The organism is Proteus columbae (assembly GCF_009914335.1).
Lineage (GTDB): Bacteria > Pseudomonadota > Gammaproteobacteria > Enterobacterales > Enterobacteriaceae > Proteus.
This window is the reverse complement of record NZ_CP043925.1, coordinates 1,551,481-1,570,490: the sequence shown is the minus strand read 5'-3', so window position 1 is coordinate 1,570,490 and position 19,010 is coordinate 1,551,481. Positions and strand designations below refer to the sequence as shown.

The window sequence follows — 19,010 nt, the reverse complement described above, 5'->3', positions numbered from 1 at the left end:
CAATAAAAAAGCCAGCACTTAGGCTGGCCATGGTTGAAATGAATTTAATTAAACGTTGTAATCTTTCTTTGCAGAAAAATACTCACTTGCTGTAATGCTATAAGTTCCATCTGCATTAGGCTTTTTGTCGCTTACAATCCATCTCATTGAGTCCATTTCAACGATATTGGATATAACGTAACGTGACGGCGATTGAACATTCATGCCGTCATAGATATTTAGCTGGATGTTAGGTATATCAGCGATAAACCCATAAGCGGTATCGCCTCTTGGTGTAGCTTTAAATCTTTCTGTTGTGTTACCTAGGTGATCAGTAATACAAACGAACATTTCACCATCAAAGACAACTTTTTCATTTGTTGAAAATTGATTTCCGATCCTCTCAACTATATAACCAGCCTGTTGATTCTTATCGTATGTGTCAGCAACAATAATTAAGTCTCCCGGATAAACATAATCACCATCTGCGAGAGTTTGCACACTGATACTCATACGTTGATGTATTAACCTATCCATTTCTAATAGTGCCCTATCTGTCGCCTGATACTCATTGCGACAACCGTGAATGATTATTTTGTTAGGGTTTTTAGCTGGCTTGTTAACTATTTTGTTATCTTCAATACGATATTTAAGGTAGGTTTTTTTGTTTGTTTTGGGGTTTACATATTCGATTTCAACACCATTATTACCACTCGGCATTGTCATATCATAAGAAAGAGAAAATCCATTTCCTGTCGTGTTAGCTCTATTGAAGGTGCCAGATGGATATTTCTTTTCCTCCTCACGAGTAAATGTAAGCACGCCGTTATCCCAAAATGAAATAACACGAGCAACATTGCATATTGTTTCTATACGCTGACCCAGCGATACATCTTCATCATCAAACGTGTAATCAAAATATCCTAAACGCTTATCTGGAAGTGATTCATAGATTGAATACAAACCATATAAATCTATGGTGCTTTCTGGCTGTCCCGCGGTAACTAACCAAGTGTGAGCGACAGCATCAGCAAATGATCGTGATGGTCGTAAAGTATAATCAACACGACGACTATTCATGTCGTAACTAATAACATGACGTGTAGCCAGTGCGTTATATTTACGCTCCCTTGCCCCTGTTGGTGCTTCTGTCGCCCGCACTGTTACTTTAACAAGCGTATCTTCTTCATGTGCTTCTTTAATCCTCTCTCTAACAATAAAGACTTCTTCTAGCTTAAGAATGCTGTGGTCATTACTGTTTTCTAATCGAGTTAATTGAAGCGCATATCTTCCATATCCAGCTAACGGCTTGAATTTTTTCGTAAGATAGTATGTTTTTGTTTTTGGTGCAGATGGGAAGCCTCTATTGAATGACTCTCTTGTGCCAGCTATTTCATTGTTATTCTCATCAACCTTCCAAAACTCAATTCTTGCATTAGCATAATCTCCATCACCAAGTTGAGCATTTAAATGCACCCATAACTCATCACCATCTAAAGGGGAAAAGAAAGGCCCTACTGTCAGGAACTGATTGTCATAGAGAATAAACTTTGATGTGTTAACGATTGCGTTTGGCGGAAGGGTTGCTAAATCACCACCAGTTAAGTTAGTGAAAAAGAATTCGTAGTAATATTTTGGTGAAATAATAGCGCCATCATCACTTTCTTTCGCATCGGATAAATAAGCATCAACCTTAATATCCTTTGTAACCGCACCCTGTGGAGTGTCATAAGTAACATTAACAACAAGGCTTACTGAGCGAGGCTTTACGATATCCATAAAATATCGAAACTCATCTTGCTTCTCTATCTTTATGGCTGCCTCACCACCTTTAATTTCACCAGAAATAACATTATTAGCAGTGGCTTCATATTGTGGAATTTCGTCACTTTCATTCGGCCCCGGTATTTCTTGTCCGTCAACATCAGGGAACTCAAAGCCCTCGAATATCTGCGGGATCACTTCACCAGGTTGGAATATATGATAACTGGCACCATCAAGGGCGATTAGTTCAGACTCTGAATATTTCACATTCTCAATCGTGTAGTAACCGATACCAAAGTTCATCCACTCGGTAACCATCTTTTTATTGTCAATGTATTCAAACATTGATTGCTGAATGAGATCGGGAAAGGCTCTAACTTGTCCGTGAATTTCAGGTCTAGCCTGATATGTTCTCGCTATATTAGTTTGACCTGTTAAACGATTATTAGGGCTTTCCTTTGCATTTACATCCGCCGCGCTAAATGATGGAGCCTTGGGTGCTAAGAATGAAAATATCTTGGAAACGAACTTAAATACTGGATTAAGAATGTCGCCAATAATCCCTTTTGGTTGGTCGAATATTTGAATGTGATGAAATTCACTAATAATAAAGTCAAGACTGTCATCGTCGTTAAGCTTTACGCCGTTAACATAGATATCAACGTCATGATGAAAGTTTTGCTCTTTTAACCAATCAAAAAAAAGAGAGCCGGCTTTTATCTCGACTCTCTCTTTTGGCATACCAGCGACACGCTGAATTTCAATCATTGGCATATTTCATAAGCTCCAACTTAGTGAACTTTCTCTCGAGCACAATCAACCTATCCATTCTCACAGAGCCGTTTTCACCTCGACTATGTAATGCGTTACCATCGATAATCAAGCCAATGTGAGCGGGTTTTGAGCCTATATAGCCTATAAATATTCCGTTATTTTCTGGTTTGTTTACTCTCTCCCAAAACTCAACTTCATTTTTATAGCAAGTAACAAAATCAGTTTCAGACTCATATCCAGCGTCATGGTGGATCTCAATACCTAGCACATGACGATAATAGAGAACAACAAGACCCCAGCAATCCATAGCGTCAAATGTACAAGACCTATTTTTCCATGGCTTACCGATAGTTTTATCGATGAAATCCTGAGTTGTCATACAGCCTCCAAGCCAGGCCATTCTTGTGGCTCATAAATGCGCCCAATGTTTTTATTCAATGGATTACTCATAGATAACGTGACAGTTACGCTTTCATGATCCATCGACACATCTTTCACAAATAACTTCCATCGAGTAATTGCTGTGCCTTTGTCTTTTTCATCAAATAAGCGATAAGTAGCCTCTATGGGTGTCATTCTATTGAATGATTTCCATAGTTTAAGTTTCTGTTTAAAGTCTTGTGCGACACGGCTGAATTTAACACTAGCGTCAATGATGGGCGTTCGGCTTTGCTGGCTGTCAGATAGTTCGAAATTACACGGCTGATATTCAACCCCACCTAGAACCTTTGGGAATACTTGATAAGAAACAAGATAGATATCACCAAATGACGGATGACTAAATTGCAGTGTCTCATAAAGTATTCTGTTTGGCCTTTGTGCCCGATACTCTCTTAGTGTAGGCATTACAACTCCTTATACTTTGGTAGAGTCTCAGTGACGATAATATCAAGCCAACTTCCAAATGATGGCGGAAACTCAACAATAATATCGTCGAATTCATCATCTGAATTATAAAGTTTCTTGCTAATAACCTGACCAGTCCATGTTACAGAAGATCCATTAATACTGGTTTGCACTGGATAGGAAACAAAATGCAATTCCTGTTCCTGCAACCCACTACCACCAAGATTAATTTTCATCCTGAACCAGCGATTGCAATTATCAAGATAGTTAGGACTTCGCAACCATTGCGCAAACGCTCGCTCCTGTTGAAGTGTAAATATCCAATTCACACTCCATACAGTTTTTAAGTCATCAGTGAGTTTTTGAAATATAGGTGCGCCTACCTGTGGCTGATCTGTCAAGAAGCCAGTATCTAGCGTCATGCTTTTATCAGCTTTCTGCGCCAGAGGAAGCCAGTCAGGGTAATTAATAACCATATATCAACCTCTCGCTCTCGCTGTTGCCGATGTGTTTCTTGTTATGGATTGAAGCATAGGGCCTTTGTTATCCATATCCATAATGAATGCCTGAATGGTCATAGTGTTTCCATCTTGCGATGTCTGCGCATCAAACTTGTGGCCACCAGATGAATAGTCATTAAAGACAACATTCACATTCATACCGCCACCCTGCATATCTTTATTGGAAATAACCTTTCCATTGTCACCGGGTATCATGTATTGGCGACCGTTATTAGCCTTGAATATCTCAGGCTTACCACCTTCACCCACCCGATACATTGAACCAGCATCAACAGGGCCGCCATTTTTACGGGCGCCTGCAATTGCACCAACACCTAGCACAGCGATTGCGGCTAAACCTATTTTCGCTGCAGTCCCCATTGACGCGATTGATGCCATAATTGCCGCAGGTGTCCAAGCAGCTGTTGTTGTGGCAGCTGCTGCCGTACTCACTGCCGTTTGCGTTCCGATAGCAGCCGTTTGCACCGCCGTTGTTGCTGCGATAGCGCCTTGCTGTGCTGCTGCGCCAAACCAAGCAGCTTTAGCTTGCTCAATTCCAGCCTGAACAAAGGTGTTAATTAGGCTATTCAAAACTGTATTACCAATTGATCTTAATGCGTCAGAAGCCTCCATTGAGCCGGTTATTATTCCCGTAAGTGCATTTGATGCGCTACCAGAGAATGCATCTAGTGCAGCCGCGGCAGCTTCGTTTCCTAATGATTGATTTCTCCAAAGCTCATACATAGCATCAGTTCTAGCTTGCTCATATTGAGTGTTGGCGGCATTCATTAACGCCAAACTTTGCTGAGTGATAGCACCTTTTTCAGTCTCAAATTCACGGATAAGCGCAAGTTTACGCTCGTGTTCGTTTTTGAGTTGCTGAACAGGGTCTACTTGTGCTTTTAAATTATCTTGGGGAGATACAGCGTTATTAGCCCGTATTTCGGCTATTTTTTGCTGATATTCTGCTTCAATTTCAGCTTTACGCCTTGCAGCCTGTTCAGTGAGAGATACATCATCTTTTGTTATCCGCTCTAAGTCTGCCAGCTGTTTATCGTGAGATTCTTTAGCTTTAGTGACTAAATCAAGATCAAGTGCAGCTTTCTTATCAGCTAGATTGCGCTCAATGTTGTATTTATCTTCTGCAAGTTTCTCAGCTAGTTTAATCTGTTCAGGAGATGCCTTGTCACCCAACGCCTTAACCGCATCATACTTAGCCATTTCAAGAGAGCCGTCTTTGTAACCTTTGTTTAAAAGCTCAATTTCTTCTCTCTGGCGTTTTAATGCTTCGTATGCTGCGTCTGTGGCTTTGGTTGATTCCTTGGTTGTTTTGTTACGCTCAGCAGCTGCATCTTGAGCCTCTTGAGTTGCTATTGCTATTTGCTTTAGTTGATATATTTCCCTTTCGTCTGTTATCCCTTTATCTTCAATGTAAAAATCAACTTGCAATAATCTCTTATCAACTTCACTTTTGGCGTTAGCTAGCTTCATTTCACGCTCTAGTGATTTTCTTAAATCCATCCCCTCCTTAGACCATTCGAAAGATATTTTTTCACCATTAAACTCTTTCTTTTTTTGCAGCGCCCTATCAATAGAAAAACCATAAGAATCCCATCCCTTTGCGCCACTTGGCAGAACAGATATTTCCCTTTTTAGTAAATCAATTCCCTCTTTTAACTCACCATTAAGATCAGCTTGAATAAAAGATATGGTATTTTTTGTGCGACTGTAGTTATTTGACGCCTTTGTTGCGTTGTCAGTTGCAATTGCTAACTTATCTTGAGCATCGGCTAGCTGTTTTGTTATGGATTCATATTTACTTGTTCCAACTTTAGCTAAAGCCAAATCAGCCTCTAATTCTCTTACTTTTTCCGCAGCTTGCTTCATAGCGACAGTGGTGTTTAGAACTTCATTTTTTAACTCAGGGAGCGCTTCTTTTAACTTGGCAGATTCAGCCCTCTTTTGTTCCCTTGTCATGTTTTTCATTTCAGCAGTTAATTGATTTACTCCCTCTGCAAGTTTTACTGCTTCTTCTCTTGCTTCTTTTGCCTGCTGGTAGAAATACATGATCGCAGCACCCGCGGCCATTGCTATACCTGCTGGGCCACCAACAAAACCTAGAGCTTTATTAGCTAAACCGATAGATACAGAAGCGGCTCTTGCTGCTGCGGCTGAGTTAGCCATTGCTGCTGTCTGCGCCTGCGTTGCTTGCTTATGATTTATCGCCGCGGTTGTTGCGGCAGATCTAACGGCAATTAAATTTGCCAGCGCGGTTGCTTCTGCGTTTGTTCCTCTTGCGGCCGCAAATTCGGTTTTCGCTTTCTCAACTAACGCTCTGGCTGCTGCTAAATCTAAAGCGGTCTTTCTTGCCGTCATTATTGCATTGTGTTCAGCTACTCTAGCAGCTTGAAGGTTTGCTATCGCTTCTTGCCTTGCTGCAACTGCTGATTGCATTTTAGCTTTGATAGCCAACCCCATTGCGGCAATGTATCTACCGCCAACAACGGAGGCAACTAGACTAACCGCTAAAACCATTTCATCGAGACTCTTACTTGCAGTAATTACAGCATCGCTGAATACGTTAATAGATGCCTTTATTGTTGTATTCTCACCAAGGAACTTAGTTAAGTTATTCCCTGCTTCTTGAAATGCCTGCGACATTGTTCGAGTGGTTTTAGCGAACTCTTTACCAATAGCATCCCCCTGAGACAATAACCCTTTTACAACAACATCAGTAGTTAATTTACCTTCTGCTGCCATCTTACGAAGTTGACCGATGCCTACCCCTAGTGAATCAGCAAGTGCAACCATTAAGCGGCTACCCTGCTCTGCTACTGAGTTGAATTCTTCACCGCGCAGAACACCAGACGCGATACCTTGCGATAGCTGAATAATGGCGTTTTCTGCTTCCTGCGCAGTAGCACCGGAGACAATAAAACCTTGGTTGATGATGGATGTTAATTTTGCTAAGTCTGCTGCTGATGTATTGTATTCTCTCGTTCCTCGCTCTAATCGTGCGTAAAGTGTTGCTGTGGCATCAAGACTAGATCGTGTTGCTTGAGAGATATCAAATACTCGTTGAGTTACATCAATAAGCGACTCGCTAGCACGAACTGAGTTAGATAGCTTATTGTTTAATTCAGTCCATGCCTCAGAATAACTAGCAACCATTGAAGCCGATAAATAACCAGTAAGAGCCGCAGCAACTTTGGATAGAGACTGTATTGACCGCTCTGTGTTATTTATCGACTGAGACGTTCGGTTGAAACTGCTATCCATACGATTAAGGCGTTGCTCTAACTGACGCTGAGATGTGAGTAATTGCTGAACATCCATTTGAACTTGATAAACGATTTCGCCTACATTTGCCATTTACCGGCTCCTTAAAATGAAAAACCCCGCCGATTGGCAGGGTTAGTTTGATTAATGACTGTATTAAGTTAATACTTAAAGCTTCGCACTTCTCGTAGCATCTCGTTAGCTTCACTGCATCTATCTTTTTGTTCTTCTGATATTTTTTCTCCAGACTCTCGCATCAAATCACAAACCATGCTAATTCTACCCTGTTCAAATGCATGCCCCATTGATGCGATAACAAAACCCTCGCACGATTCTTTATCTTTATGGTTAATACAAGCAGCCTTTGCAATGTCAGATATCTTTATATTTTCCGCAGCAATAGAACCAGCGCTAAATAAAATAGATAAGGAAGATAATACCCAGAGTGGTGTAACTAATATCTTTCTCACAATACCATCCTCTATGGTTAGTTTATTTTTAAACTACCTTCTTTTTAAGATTTCTTTTATTTTCTCGTGATTTGTTTCTTGAGTAGAATGTGTATCTAAGATATTGCTTTTTTCTATTAATGAGATCGATTTTCCTTCAATCGCATCAACAATTGATCCACAACCAAAGAAAACAGCCCCTATTAATGATGAGAAGCACCCGCCAAACACAAGTAGTGTTATATTTGGCATTTGTTCAGCTATCTTATAATTCGATGTGTTAACAAAAGACATTAGCCCTAAAAATATAGACACGATACCAATTATTAATAATATCCCGCCAACATGCTTTAAATTCACAACACCATCCTCGTTAGTTAATGTTTGAACAATATTACCTTGTTGAGTTAATTACAGAAAATACAATTCCTCTTCTTTCCCTGTGTTCCAACCTTCTTTTAGTAATTTATCATTCATTTCATTTAATTTACTTAACTCACCATTTTTCTTGTATATTCCGCTTAATATTGGTAGCGCATAATGATTTGGGTAATAAAATTTATTATTTGATAGAGTTCCAGTTGATCTTGAATACTCATCCATACCCTCTATGTGCCTTTTCTTCATTGCTTGCATTACAATTGATGATATGGCTATCGACTTCTCACACAGTAAAATAACATTTTCTTGGTTATTATTAGCTTTCTGTTTTTTTATTTCTTCTAGCAATGAAAAATGTAGCGTTACAATTTCATCTTTATCCAAAAAGGCTATTTTAGATAGTTGCTCTCTAATTGCATTAATCATAATAAATATCCTGTCTTATGCCAGCAAAGCTATTAAAAGATAAAAGTATTTATTATGTTATATAGATGGTGATGCAAAAGAAAGCAAAGTCATTATCCGAGATACGCAGATCTTAAAAAATTCTAACTATGATTTATTTATCCCGCTTGGCAGAAATCAATCATTCTGCTAATTAAATGACAAAATGTTTCATTTGCTGATCCTGTTTCAACGCTCACACCGACGCGATGACAAATGTCGAAAGCCATATGTGCACATTCGTGAGCTAGAGTAGATGGTTTACCGTTAAACACACCAATAATATGGAGCACACACTGAGCGTTAGTAACTGTACGACTTGCCCCGTTAACAAAACTATCCCCACCATCAATGCCTAGTTTTTCATGTAGAGAGCGCCAATCATCCCAAGAGCCACAATAGATAATATATCCAGATTCAAATAAAGGTACCTTCATATATCGATACTGCCTTAGGATTTTATGCATATTCCTACCTTTACTATAAAACATCTCAAACCTAATAATTGGCTACTTTCTCTTTCTACTCACCAATCTACGCTTACCACTGATCAGCTCATCATTGCGCTTATCATCTTGCTTCATGATGTTGTCGTATTCTTCTTTGGTGAAGCCTTTCTCATCAGGGTATTTAGCTTTGAGCATCATCTGAAATTCAGTCATTGTTAACTGTTCGGCTTCATCACGGTTCATGCCAAAGTGAGCACGAGCAGAACTGATGTAATCAATTGCCATAAACTCATCTGAGAATTCGCTTTTACCTTCATTGCGTTGAAGTTTGCGGATCTTCGCTTTACCGATAATTCCGTGAGTGAATAGCTCTCTGGCAATGACGATAATGTCAGCGATTGGCATCTTACCGTTTTTATAGACAATGCCGCGCTTACCCGATTTCCATTCACCAATAATTTCAGAACAGTCATCATCACAGCACGCCTGCATCACCATCATTGCAGTTTGTAGGATATTGCGTCCGTATATTGGCTTGCTAATGGCCTTTATTAACCAATCGGGAATAACCCTGTAATTCATTACGGCGCGAGTAATTAAATCCTGCACCTCTATGCCATTTAATTGACCATATGCACTCACAATCTGTTTAGGCTCACCAATTCTTGTCATATTGATGAACGATGGTCTAAATAAGTAATCCTTTTTATCAGTAGAGATAACCATCTCACCGATTTCTAAAATAGGCGTCATAATCCCTCCTGAATATTATCAAGGGCACTCAAAAGCACCCTTTGTAATATTAAGCAGTGGTAACAGTGACCACGCATTTTGCTGTTTTACTACCATCTTCGGATGTGACAGTAACGTTTGCAGTACCTTCAGCAACACCACGCACAGTGACCACATTAACAAGCTGGGTAACTGTTGCAAAATTCGGCTTATCGCTTACAGCGGTGTAGTTTTTGTTCGTCGCATCGGTTGGGGTAAATTTGACAGTAAATGTCTTAGTTTCACCAACTTTTACAGACAGAGTGGCTGGCTCGACAGCAATGCTTTCAACCACGATTTCTTCTTGCAACCACTCAACGGTGTCTGAGTCATAGACTTTCAATTCACCTGAATAAGTGGAAATTTCTTTTGTTGGAAACTCCATTGACCAAGACGTGAAAGCCATATAGCCCTGAACAACATCAGAGCCATCGCCTTTCATATCAAGTTGAACCCAATATGTTGGTTGACGACTTGCTTTGATTTCATCAAGGATTTCTTTGGCAATATCAAACGCGGAAGTAGAGCCGGTTACACCAGCTTTCTTTAATTCACCATCAAAACTAATCGTAAAGTCAGCGCCAGTAACAATTGACTCAGTTAAGCCTTTAGTGTCATCAGCATTAGACGTTACTGTCTCCATACCGAAATCGAATGACTTGCTTGTTAGCGCACCTAATCGCAAGAATTGATCTTGTGCTGGTACTTGGTCAGGACAGCCTTTTGCAATGCGCAGAATACCTGCGTTACCCATTACTAGGCCTTTATCATCAGGGCATTGTGCCATGTTATAACCTCTTTATTTGCAAATAAAAAAGGCCGCATAAGCGACCTGTTGAGATGTGTTTAATTTAAGATGTACAGCGGAAAGAAAGCTTGAGGATAAACCGACCTTCTTCTGTTGGTATGGGTCTTGGTAGACCACCTAAGTTGTAGATTGAATTGAGTTCGCAATCTAACGAGTTGTTAGCAACATAATTTAGAATTTCATTAGCTCTTATCACTGTTGGCTCAGGGTCTTTCCATGCAGACACAAGAATAAGCGCCACGAAATCATCAGCACCCAAATCAGCAAATCGACCGCTACTATCATCCGGTTGAATAACTGCATATTGCTGGTGTCTTGTATCTTCATCTTCGTCCCACGCAAACCTTTGAACAATGAAACCATCGAGCAAATTACCTCTGTTTAGGTATCGCTCAAACTTCTCATGTATCATATTTGAAGCTCCCGTCTCACTGCATCATCAATAGCCTTGCGTTCATCTTCAAAACCACGAGATAAGAACTCTTTACGAGCACTTGATCGCCTAAAGTTTTGCTTAATTCTTGGATCATGAACATAAACCGCGTAGTTTGCTGTATATCCGATGCGACCGGTTACTCTAGTACCATTAACAGTAACCTCCCTGAATTGAGAGTTGATAAGCGTTGATGTGTCAATAGGTGTGTATATAGCCGCCTGAGCACTACCAATCAATAAAGCCGACTGAATAGCTCTCATCACTCTCTTACCCTGTATATCACCTACAAGCGCTCTAAGGTTTGCGTTAGCCTGAGAAATACCCCTTACTTTTGCCCCCATATCACACCGCCGTTATCAGGGTGTAGTCATCTGCGATATGCTCGAATAAATCCTCATCACGTTTGATGAATTTGATTTCATCAGCGCCAGCAGATAACGGATCGCCTGAGTGCTTACCGATAGCGATAAAATCACCTTTTTTAGCATCTGCATATTCAGTCCAGAAAACTAACTTGATGGTGATTTCAGAGCCAATGTCTAACTTTCCAGATTTAAGCTCGCTACCATAACCGCAAAGAAAATGAACCGGATCAGAGAATACTGGCTTACCGTTTTTGTCTTTCTTTGCTTTCCATAAAGTAGTCCACGAGGTGTAAGCCCAATTTGCAACTGAACTCATTACGCCCCCCTACACATACAGCCACCTTTCGCTATCCACAAACCAGCATGAGCAGTTTGAGTTGGATCGGTTGGTATTAAATCATTAGCACAACCGTGCTTATCTAAACCACGCAGTAATGACGCAGCCGCCTTCCATCTATCACCAAACGATTGATATCGAAATGAACGTGATGCGCCGTTAGGTGCTGTTTGTGAGCTGATATACTTATCACCTTGACCAAGCGCCATGAGTGACAGTAGATACATCTGGATTAATAGTGCGGTTGCTGATGGATAGTGTTTATCAAGACACTCTTGAATACTGCCTACCTGTTCAATAAGTGCATCGAGAATAAAATCAGGTAATTCTATTCCCTGCCCTGTCAGGTACTCTTTGGCTTGCTCTTTTGTGATCATGATTACCTCACAAAGCAAAGCCCCCTTTCGAGGGCATAAAAAAACCGCTTTCGCGGCTATTCGTCTTTGTCTTTTTTAGACTTGGCTTTTGGTGTGGCTGGAACCAATTCAGCGGCATCATTAGATAATGCTCTAACATTAGCCTTAAAGGCTGGATGAAGATTTTCTAACTCAACCACCTGACCTTTTTCGACACCATGCCAAGGGATGATAACCTCGTACTTTGTCATTGCAGATCCTTAGCTCAGTTTAGCACCGTAAACCACACCAGACTTGCCGTCACCGTCACGAGTAATTTGCAGACCTGCCGCGCTCATGATTTGGAAGTTGTAGTTTTCCTGTGGCATAAAGCGAGGTTTAGGAACAACACCTGTTGCCATACCAACTAACGGAGTCACTACATCTTTACGACGTTGATAAGCGATAAACTCAGTGCCTTTAAGCGCATAAGTAGGGCGAATTTCTTTCACGCCAGCATACGGTAGTAATGTATCGATAATGCGACCATTTACCACGCTATTACCAGCACCAGCACCGACAGAAACAACCACAGGCTTGATTAAGTTGCCCCATGCTTCGTAACTCACCCACATAACATCGTAAGCGTCCACTTTGTTGTTGAATGCAGTCTGACCGAACGCACCACCAAAACCAAAGAACGCTAACAATGCAGGTAAATCAGCAGTGGTTAAATCGATATTAGCACCAGAAGCACCTAAGTCTATTTTCGCCGTGTTGCGGTGATTTTTCAGGCCTTGGCCTTTATAACCTTCAACGCTAATTGATGCATCACCATTTAAGAAGTAGTTAACTACTTTCTTATTGAATTGACGCATTTTTGCAGTTTGAGAATCAAGAACAAGGTCAATACCAACTGTACTTAAACCCGCAGCATGACGCCAGTTAACACCAAAGCCAGCGGTAAATACTGGGATTGGGTCGCCATCAGAACCATAATCGGTGTGATCATGAGAGTATGGCGCTTGACCATCAATGCTGATTGATACGTCATCAGCAATGTCACCAACCACGTTATACAGCTTTGCTGTCTTACCAATTGGTAACACTGTTTGCAGGCCCATTAAATCATTGACGATTTCCATGCCTGTTTCTTGGTCGCGCAACTGAATAATGTTGTTATCAACTTCTTTCCAAAAGTCCTTAGAGAAACCGCCTGACTGGTTTGCTGCTAAAGTCTCACCATCCATAACGCTTTGATATTGGTTAATCATCAGGTTATGTTGCGTGTTATAGATATTACGTGTAGCCCATAAGCTATCCCACTGGCGTTGCAGTCGGCTATTTGTTGCTAAAGTTTCAGCAGTATAAAACATAGTTTTTTCCTTTTAATTACGCAGCAGCCACAGTGCCAACACGAAAGCGAACACGAATGAAATCATCAGCTTTTAGCGTCACTTCATCCTGAGAGTAGCCAATTACTGATTCCGTATCAGCGGATGCAAGAGCGCCTTTACCGCTGGCTCCGAGCTTGATCGGAGAGTCTTTTTTGTAGGTGCCAGCAGGAACTAATACAGCCAACTCTCGCCCCTCCTCTACATACTCACCAACTAGAGAATCACCAGCAGGAATGCCATCACGAATAGATAGGCCTTGGTGATACGCTGGATTGGCTACATAAATGCGACCGGATAATGCGGTAGCTTGAGCAAATTCATTGTCTGCGTTAATAACAACAAAAGTGCCCGGCAACGTAACCGCCTTTGCTGAGCGAGTTTCTGTGATTGATTTACCGTCAAGGTTTACACGGCGATAGCGACTAGTAGCCATTATTTAGCACCTCCAAAGTATTCCGCATAGTCTGGTGCGCCAGTTTGCTCTTGTTGAGCGCCTGAGTTACCAGCCAAACTTGCTGCGTCACCAATTTGTTTATGCATGTCGATCAGCGCCTGACCTTGCAGTGAGTTTGCAACTACTTCACCGTATTTTTCGGCAACGGCTTTACGCATTTCTGTTTCTTCTGCGCGTTGGTTTGCGGTTAAAGTTTCTTTTAACTGATCTTGATTGGCTTGCAACGTATCAATTTTTGACGTAATGCCTTCCAATGCTTTTGTTACGTTCGCAGCAATTTGATTGCCGATTTCTGAATAAAGCTCTGTTTTTTCTTCTTGAGTTAAAGGCATGTCGCCCTCCGTGCTGTTATTGATTGCAGGGCTTGCCTGCGGTTTACTGAATAATGATTTAAATTTATTGGCAGCAATAACTACCCATGACTCCTGTCTAGCCACCTGAGTCCCAGAGTCATCGATTAGTATCTTTCCGCCTTCGTCCGTGTAGCCAAATACCTCGGCCTTACCGCCATTTTTAATAATTACGAGTTGCGAGTCTGTGAAATCAGCAACCCAAGCGTAATCATCCTTGGCAAGAACGAATTTATCTTTCACTGCTTGTTCAATTCTGTTCTCTTTTTCTCTGTAAGATTCACCGATAAGAGCGCCAGAGTTTGGTTTTAGTGAAACGGCTTGGTCTGCGTTAACCATTAAGCCGACGCCTTTATCTGGCCCAGCAGCAGGTGGCTCATCTAACAAAATGGCATCATGATCAATAGAGTGTATTTTTACCACCCACTGTGCGCCCTGCTCTTGCAGTTCTTTTGGTGCTTCTGTGCGCTCCCTGAATACTGCCACGCTTGACCAGATAGGATCTGACGATTCGCCTTTTTCCAAGGCTACCAGCTTAGCCATGAGTCGCTGACCGCCAGATGACTCCATAGCTTTTTCGACATCCACCCATTTTTCGGAATAAACGCGATTACCTTTTAAAGTTACGTTTCTATTCCATGCACCAACAAATCCTTGGTTAAGTCCCTCCGGTGAAAAAGCAGAAACGAAATGGCCGTCAACCGTTGGATGACCTAGCGGCGCTATCGTGCCCTCCATACTCTTGTAGTTAGCTTTGATTTCTGATTCTGGGTAAAACTCGCCATTCATAATGACGTTTGCGGGAAGCGTGTAACTTGGGATAATAATGTGCTCACGACCGTTGTATGTTTCACGCCGAATAGAGGCGCTATTAACTTTTGTCGTGACGTTTACTTGAATTGGCATCAGTTATTCCTCCGCCCATTGATAACCACGTTCTTTCATGGCTTCTTTTTCCTCTAACAGTTTATTGATGAGAGTCTTGTTGTAAGGCTTGCCATCTTTATCAACAAGAACGGTTACAGTTGAGCATTTGCAGTTAATTGAGTTAGCGTCACGAGCCCACCAATCACGTTGCTCATCAGACGTAAACATCTTCCCGTGTCTAGCTGCATGATGGCGTCTTGTTGTTGGGCTTAGTGCGGAGATATGAATTTCACGAGTTTCAAGGTTAAGCATTTCCTTGGCTTCGTCAGCTTCATCTAATCGCGCTCTACGTAATGCGCTTGTTATCTCTGTTCTTGCTATACGATTAGCTCGACGAGTTTCAATGCCAGCTTGATTGGTTAGGTTTCTCGCTACTTCACGAGGATTTAAACCCCTCGCGATACCATCTGTAAGAATGCGAGCCATGTCAGCTTTGACCTGACCAGATAAACCTTTCATCTCCTCGAATACACGAGCGCGAACTAGAGCCATTCTTAACTGATATGGTTCACTCATCAGTATCGTTGCAACACTTTGTTGAGTAGCTGCGTAGACAGTTGATTGCTGCGCTAGATTTGCGTACTGCTGCGCTGTTCCTCTCTCGTATGCTGTACTGACGTATTCGAGGAAAAGAAAGTTACCGAACTCACCGCCATTCAAAAGCACCTCATCAACCATTAGCTCACCATCTCTCAACAGTATTGATAGATAGTTAGGATCTAAATCGAATTGGTATTTTCTATTGACGACTGGCTCAGAGGGGATTCTGTTAAGAAGTTGAATGTAGCCTTTTGATATTCTTCGAATGCGTTTCGCAAACTCTCTCATTGCGCCACGTTCTAGTTTATCGACTGATGTTGGATCAGCTTTCGTTCCGGGTCTTATCGCCGTCCTTATCTTCTGTATCTTCATCAGTTTCACCTAATAGCTCTTCGCTGTCATTTTTATGTCCAGCCGCTTCCCTAATTTCTTCGACACTAAATACTGGCTCACTAGTGGCGAGAGCAGTTTGATTAATTCGGCTCATCTTCTCAGCGCTATCTAGTTTTTCAGTAGATGATTGCTCGTTTAGGTCATCCCAAATAACCGTTTTCTCACCGATAGGATCTAGTACCTTGATATTAATTAGGTGGTCGATGAAGTCCTCTATCTCAAATGACAGTTCGCTTTCTCTGCGTGATTGGCATCGTGAATTGAAATACTTCTGATCTTCGGTACTAGCTCTTTCGCCAGTCTGCATACCAACAAGTATTTTTGATGGAATATCCATTGCGGCTGATGCGGTTTGAAGATTGACGTTATAAGTTGGTGTCGGATCAGATACAGCTGTAACCATAGGACTAACATTTGCGCCCTTCGTAACAAGAACTGAGTCATTACCTGCGTTGATTTCTCTTGCTACTTCATTATAAATTTCCTGCAACCCAGCAATGTCAACGCCATACATTCTTGCCATTTCATCAAGGCTGGCTTCCTTTTCGTAGTTGATATTTAGCTGTCTTGCTGCGTTTTTAAGGAATGATTCACCAGAACCACCCTCAACCTTTTCAAGGCTTACAAATGCGTTATAGGCGGGCTCAAGAAAACCGATAGCATCAACCGAATAATCACCAAGAATGAAAATCCTGTCTGGATGAATATTGATATTTCTCGTCCCACCATTCGGTAGCGTCTCCGTGTACTGCCACATACTAGGTTGACCGTAGTTAGGAGAGTTAATATCCGTCACCCAATCAGTAGGCTTAATTGCATTCGCCCAAGCTGGTGTGGCTTTCTTAAGTAACTTTGATTTCGTGACAGGCTCATGCCACTTTCCGCTATCGTTGATATGAAGGATCAAGCCTGCGTAGCGACCGACAAGACGCTTCTGATCTGCTTCTTTGAAAGCCTTCCAAATACGTTTATTCACGTACTTTTTAAATGAAGCCTCCCAAGCGGTTTCTTTCTTGTATTTATCTGCTTTGTCACCTTCAATCACTTGAGGTGATGTTTTCCAGCAATTACCTACGAGTTTCGTTACCCCACCAAAGGCAATGCCACCACGGCGAAATAGCTTATATAAATCCTCAAAGGTTAAATCTTGTTTGAATCCGTATTCACACCAAGCAGATGATCGCTTCGCATCAAGCCCCATAGTTGGATTAACCAAAGACATACGGGCACGAGCTATCGCATCACTCACCATGTGATTGACGGCTAGTTTCATGTTTTCTTGCATTATCGCCTCAGTAATCGTTTTGGAACCAATAGGCCTGCATTTGATTTTTGTGTGATATACCCATCAAGCCCATACCTAACCGCATCCCAGCAATGGTTATTCTTATCCTCAATAACGGGAAGAACTTCACCTGTGATCCGGTCTGTTTTATACGAGTAAAGACGGGCTTCTTTTGCTGTTTCTTTACAGCGAGGATGAATGATTATTTTCTTGAATCCGCGCAAATACGTGATGCCATCTTCTACACTACCCTGCCACTTTTTGGCTGCGGAAATATTGAATCCCTGACGCTTTAAATAGCTGATGGTTTCGGGTCGTGCGGAGTCTGCTTTGATTGGCCACTTACGTGATTCAGGTATCTTGTCGTAAAACGCTGGCATATGGTCAAGTTCAACCCCTACGCCGTATACCTCATACTCGATGTACAGACAATCATCCAGAATAAACTGACGCAATAGCGTGTTCGGATCTTTAGCAAAACCGAAGTCTGCACCGAATAGTAATCTGTCTGCTTTCTGCCATAAGTCGTCAGGGAACGATTTAACAACGTATTTATTTGCCAACACCTGCTTATCGGAGTTTTCAAGATAAGCGCCTTCCCAAATCCATGCGTAAGTAGCAGAGTCTAATCTTTCCTGATCACTTAATCGCTCCTCTTCAAGCACTGATGGAAACCACGGGTTATCTCCGTAATTCATCTCTACAACAATGGCATTATCAGGAGGATTCTTTCTAAATCGTTTATCCGTAGCGCTACCGTCTCTTTCTGGGTTCCATGTCACCCATATTTCAGATCCAGCCTCACGAACAGTGGGTGTTAATTTAGTCCATGCTATTTCTGATACTGATTCAGCTTCATCAACCCAAGCAATTAATATTCTTGCTTTAGATTTAATGCTATCTAAGTTATGTCGTAACCCTGCAAACACGTAATTGACAGAGCGACACTTTGTGCGAATGTACTTCTCACCGAGTTCATAGAAGTCATTTAACCAAGGCACAGACCTAATCGCCTGCTTTACCTCTTCCATTGATGATTCTTCTAACGAGTTCATGTACTCACGAGCACAAAGTATTACGCCAGATTGACCATTCATCGCAGCCATGTAGCCACGAATTGCCGTCATTAATGCAAATGTTCTTGTCTTTGCAGATCCTCGCCCACCGTGTGAGCATCGATAGCGATAATTACCTTCAAAAGCTGGAATTAATTTAGGCGGTATTTCAATCCTTGCTACCGTCATTGCTACCTCCGGCAACCAGAACTATTTTTGTCGGTGACATTGATCCGTCAGATGATTTCAAATCAATATCTTGAGTTACTTTGTCACCATACTTTTTAGGACTCATTCTTGCCAAAGCCCACTTTCTGGTATCTATCCTTAACCTTGCCTTAGCAACTGCCGCTGGTTCTTCTTTTACATCATCAGCAATATCAAACAACTCTTCAAACACGGCATCAGCTCTTGATTCCATCGCTTTCGCGTACTGTTCACGAAAGTCAGGGTATTCTCGTAACCAACGCATGACTTTAGTTGTGTTTGGCATTCCTGGTCGCTTGCATACAGAACGCAAACTTTCACCATCGGCAATTAGAGCGCATACATCGTCCGCCACCTCTGGTAAGTAATCAGAAGGGCGACCCATTTTCTTTTCAGTCGCCATTAATCAGCCTCTTTTAGAATAATTAACTGGTTTCGTTTATATATCTCCGGCAATCAATGACACCGTTGAGGATATAAACCTA

Annotated in this window: 23 protein-coding genes; all 23 read right to left on the bottom strand. The window is 41.6% G+C overall.

Annotated features, from left to right (window positions below; genetic code table 11):
• Positions 1-48: 48 nt before the first annotated feature.
• The 23 genes from F1325_RS07520 to F1325_RS07410 all read right to left on the bottom strand — a co-directional run bounded on the left by F1325_RS07520 (position 49) and on the right by F1325_RS07410 (position 18,928).
• Positions 49-2,517 (bottom strand): host specificity factor TipJ family phage tail protein, encoded by a 2,469-nt coding sequence (locus F1325_RS07520; RefSeq protein WP_160230251.1) that lies wholly within the window; start codon positions 2,515-2,517, stop codon positions 49-51.
• On the bottom strand, positions 2,504-2,896 hold the full coding sequence (locus tag F1325_RS07515) for an NlpC/P60 family protein (RefSeq protein ID WP_160230250.1): 393 nt from the start codon (positions 2,894-2,896) through the stop codon (positions 2,504-2,506). The genes F1325_RS07520 and F1325_RS07515 overlap by 14 nt, the downstream gene beginning before the upstream one ends.
• Positions 2,893-3,363, bottom strand: a complete 471-nt coding sequence (locus tag F1325_RS07510) for a DUF1833 family protein (protein WP_004247776.1) — start codon at positions 3,361-3,363, stop codon at positions 2,893-2,895. The genes F1325_RS07515 and F1325_RS07510 overlap by 4 nt, the downstream gene beginning before the upstream one ends.
• Positions 3,363-3,839, bottom strand: a complete 477-nt coding sequence (locus F1325_RS07505; protein ID WP_109409994.1) for a hypothetical protein — start codon at positions 3,837-3,839, stop codon at positions 3,363-3,365. The genes F1325_RS07510 and F1325_RS07505 overlap by 1 nt, the downstream gene beginning before the upstream one ends.
• 3 nt (positions 3,840-3,842) lie before the next feature.
• The gene (locus F1325_RS07500) at positions 3,843-7,235 is read right to left on the bottom strand and encodes a tape measure protein (RefSeq protein WP_160230249.1); all 3,393 of its coding nucleotides are present in this window, start codon (positions 7,233-7,235) and stop codon (positions 3,843-3,845) included.
• A 68-nt stretch (positions 7,236-7,303) separates the two neighbouring features.
• Positions 7,304-7,612, bottom strand: coding sequence for a hypothetical protein (locus tag F1325_RS07495; protein WP_098943630.1), 309 nt, complete (start codon positions 7,610-7,612; stop codon positions 7,304-7,306).
• A 33-nt stretch (positions 7,613-7,645) separates the two neighbouring features.
• The gene (locus F1325_RS07490; RefSeq protein ID WP_098943632.1) at positions 7,646-7,951 is read right to left on the bottom strand and encodes a hypothetical protein; all 306 of its coding nucleotides are present in this window, start codon (positions 7,949-7,951) and stop codon (positions 7,646-7,648) included.
• A 51-nt stretch (positions 7,952-8,002) separates the two neighbouring features.
• A complete protein-coding gene (locus tag F1325_RS07485) occupies positions 8,003-8,398 on the bottom strand; it encodes a hypothetical protein (protein ID WP_160230248.1) in 396 nt (131 codons plus the stop codon).
• A 137-nt stretch (positions 8,399-8,535) separates the two neighbouring features.
• Positions 8,536-8,853: a hypothetical protein gene (locus F1325_RS07480; RefSeq protein ID WP_244313551.1), complete on the bottom strand. Its 318-nt coding sequence runs from the start codon at positions 8,851-8,853 to the stop codon at positions 8,536-8,538.
• Between the two features lie 72 nt (positions 8,854-8,925).
• On the bottom strand, positions 8,926-9,618 hold the full coding sequence (locus tag F1325_RS07475) for a DUF6246 family protein (protein WP_160230246.1): 693 nt from the start codon (positions 9,616-9,618) through the stop codon (positions 8,926-8,928).
• A 49-nt stretch (positions 9,619-9,667) separates the two neighbouring features.
• Entirely contained in the window at positions 9,668-10,423 is a 756-nt protein-coding gene (locus F1325_RS07470) for an Ig-like domain-containing protein (RefSeq protein WP_160230245.1), read from the bottom strand.
• A gap of 64 nt (positions 10,424-10,487) precedes the next feature.
• On the bottom strand, positions 10,488-10,856 hold the full coding sequence (locus tag F1325_RS07465; RefSeq protein WP_160230244.1) for a phage tail termination protein: 369 nt from the start codon (positions 10,854-10,856) through the stop codon (positions 10,488-10,490).
• Positions 10,853-11,221, bottom strand: coding sequence for an HK97 gp10 family phage protein (locus F1325_RS07460; protein ID WP_160230243.1), 369 nt, complete (start codon positions 11,219-11,221; stop codon positions 10,853-10,855). The genes F1325_RS07465 and F1325_RS07460 overlap by 4 nt, the downstream gene beginning before the upstream one ends.
• A gap of 1 nt (position 11,222) precedes the next feature.
• Complete coding sequence (locus F1325_RS07455; protein ID WP_160230242.1) at positions 11,223-11,561, bottom strand: hypothetical protein; 339 nt, start codon at positions 11,559-11,561, stop codon at positions 11,223-11,225.
• A complete protein-coding gene (locus tag F1325_RS07450; RefSeq protein WP_160230241.1) occupies positions 11,561-11,959 on the bottom strand; it encodes a DUF7370 family protein in 399 nt (132 codons plus the stop codon). The genes F1325_RS07455 and F1325_RS07450 overlap by 1 nt, the downstream gene beginning before the upstream one ends.
• A 56-nt stretch (positions 11,960-12,015) precedes the next feature.
• On the bottom strand, positions 12,016-12,189 hold the full coding sequence (locus F1325_RS07445) for a hypothetical protein (RefSeq protein WP_004247764.1): 174 nt from the start codon (positions 12,187-12,189) through the stop codon (positions 12,016-12,018).
• A 9-nt stretch (positions 12,190-12,198) separates the two neighbouring features.
• The gene (locus F1325_RS07440) at positions 12,199-13,293 is read right to left on the bottom strand and encodes a major capsid protein (RefSeq protein ID WP_160230240.1); all 1,095 of its coding nucleotides are present in this window, start codon (positions 13,291-13,293) and stop codon (positions 12,199-12,201) included.
• Positions 13,294-13,309: 16 nt separating this feature from the next.
• The gene (locus F1325_RS07435) at positions 13,310-13,747 is read right to left on the bottom strand and encodes a phage cement protein (protein WP_160230239.1); all 438 of its coding nucleotides are present in this window, start codon (positions 13,745-13,747) and stop codon (positions 13,310-13,312) included.
• On the bottom strand, positions 13,747-15,024 hold the full coding sequence (locus F1325_RS07430) for a hypothetical protein (RefSeq protein WP_160230238.1): 1,278 nt from the start codon (positions 15,022-15,024) through the stop codon (positions 13,747-13,749). Before F1325_RS07430 ends, F1325_RS07435 begins: the two co-directional genes overlap by 1 nt.
• Before the next feature lie 3 nt (positions 15,025-15,027).
• The gene (locus F1325_RS07425; RefSeq protein ID WP_160230237.1) at positions 15,028-15,957 is read right to left on the bottom strand and encodes a phage minor head protein; all 930 of its coding nucleotides are present in this window, start codon (positions 15,955-15,957) and stop codon (positions 15,028-15,030) included.
• Positions 15,908-17,263, bottom strand: a complete 1,356-nt coding sequence (locus F1325_RS07420) for an anti-CBASS protein Acb1 family protein (RefSeq protein ID WP_160230236.1) — start codon at positions 17,261-17,263, stop codon at positions 15,908-15,910. The genes F1325_RS07425 and F1325_RS07420 overlap by 50 nt, the downstream gene beginning before the upstream one ends.
• Complete coding sequence (locus tag F1325_RS07415) at positions 17,263-18,507, bottom strand: PBSX family phage terminase large subunit (protein WP_160230235.1); 1,245 nt, start codon at positions 18,505-18,507, stop codon at positions 17,263-17,265. Before F1325_RS07415 ends, F1325_RS07420 begins: the two co-directional genes overlap by 1 nt.
• Positions 18,488-18,928 carry a ubiquitin carboxyl-hydrolase gene (locus F1325_RS07410; protein ID WP_160230234.1) on the bottom strand — a complete coding sequence of 147 codons (441 nt, stop codon included), beginning with the start codon at positions 18,926-18,928 and terminating at the stop codon, positions 18,488-18,490. Before F1325_RS07410 ends, F1325_RS07415 begins: the two co-directional genes overlap by 20 nt.
• Positions 18,929-19,010: the final 82 nt, after the last annotated feature.

What these genes read in the sequence shown, in the direction of transcription:
- F1325_RS07440 (WP_160230240.1), bottom strand. Translation starts at nt 13,293, where the DNA reads ATGTTTTATACTGCTGAAACTTTAGCAACAAATAGCCGACTGCAACGC.
- F1325_RS07460 (WP_160230243.1), bottom strand. Translation starts at nt 11,221, where the DNA reads ATGGGGGCAAAAGTAAGGGGTATTTCTCAGGCTAACGCAAACCTTAGA.
- F1325_RS07450 (WP_160230241.1), bottom strand. Translation starts at nt 11,959, where the DNA reads ATGATCACAAAAGAGCAAGCCAAAGAGTACCTGACAGGGCAGGGAATA.
- F1325_RS07415 (WP_160230235.1), bottom strand. Translation starts at nt 18,507, where the DNA reads ATGACGGTAGCAAGGATTGAAATACCGCCTAAATTAATTCCAGCTTTT.
- F1325_RS07515 (WP_160230250.1), bottom strand. Translation starts at nt 2,896, where the DNA reads ATGACAACTCAGGATTTCATCGATAAAACTATCGGTAAGCCATGGAAA.
- F1325_RS07500 (WP_160230249.1), bottom strand. Translation starts at nt 7,235, where the DNA reads ATGGCAAATGTAGGCGAAATCGTTTATCAAGTTCAAATGGATGTTCAG.
- F1325_RS07475 (WP_160230246.1), bottom strand. Translation starts at nt 9,618, where the DNA reads ATGACGCCTATTTTAGAAATCGGTGAGATGGTTATCTCTACTGATAAA.
- F1325_RS07520 (WP_160230251.1), bottom strand. Translation starts at nt 2,517, where the DNA reads ATGCCAATGATTGAAATTCAGCGTGTCGCTGGTATGCCAAAAGAGAGA.
- F1325_RS07420 (WP_160230236.1), bottom strand. Translation starts at nt 17,263, where the DNA reads ATGCAAGAAAACATGAAACTAGCCGTCAATCACATGGTGAGTGATGCG.
- F1325_RS07455 (WP_160230242.1), bottom strand. Translation starts at nt 11,561, where the DNA reads ATGAGTTCAGTTGCAAATTGGGCTTACACCTCGTGGACTACTTTATGG.
- F1325_RS07435 (WP_160230239.1), bottom strand. Translation starts at nt 13,747, where the DNA reads ATGGCTACTAGTCGCTATCGCCGTGTAAACCTTGACGGTAAATCAATC.
- F1325_RS07425 (WP_160230237.1), bottom strand. Translation starts at nt 15,957, where the DNA reads ATGAAGATACAGAAGATAAGGACGGCGATAAGACCCGGAACGAAAGCT.
- F1325_RS07410 (WP_160230234.1), bottom strand. Translation starts at nt 18,928, where the DNA reads ATGGCGACTGAAAAGAAAATGGGTCGCCCTTCTGATTACTTACCAGAG.
- F1325_RS07470 (WP_160230245.1), bottom strand. Translation starts at nt 10,423, where the DNA reads ATGGCACAATGCCCTGATGATAAAGGCCTAGTAATGGGTAACGCAGGT.
- F1325_RS07430 (WP_160230238.1), bottom strand. Translation starts at nt 15,024, where the DNA reads ATGCCAATTCAAGTAAACGTCACGACAAAAGTTAATAGCGCCTCTATT.
- F1325_RS07510 (WP_004247776.1), bottom strand. Translation starts at nt 3,363, where the DNA reads ATGCCTACACTAAGAGAGTATCGGGCACAAAGGCCAAACAGAATACTT.
- F1325_RS07485 (WP_160230248.1), bottom strand. Translation starts at nt 8,398, where the DNA reads ATGATTAATGCAATTAGAGAGCAACTATCTAAAATAGCCTTTTTGGAT.
- F1325_RS07465 (WP_160230244.1), bottom strand. Translation starts at nt 10,856, where the DNA reads ATGATACATGAGAAGTTTGAGCGATACCTAAACAGAGGTAATTTGCTC.
- F1325_RS07445 (WP_004247764.1), bottom strand. Translation starts at nt 12,189, where the DNA reads ATGACAAAGTACGAGGTTATCATCCCTTGGCATGGTGTCGAAAAAGGT.
- F1325_RS07505 (WP_109409994.1), bottom strand. Translation starts at nt 3,839, where the DNA reads ATGGTTATTAATTACCCTGACTGGCTTCCTCTGGCGCAGAAAGCTGAT.
- F1325_RS07480 (WP_244313551.1), bottom strand. Translation starts at nt 8,853, where the DNA reads ATGAAGGTACCTTTATTTGAATCTGGATATATTATCTATTGTGGCTCT.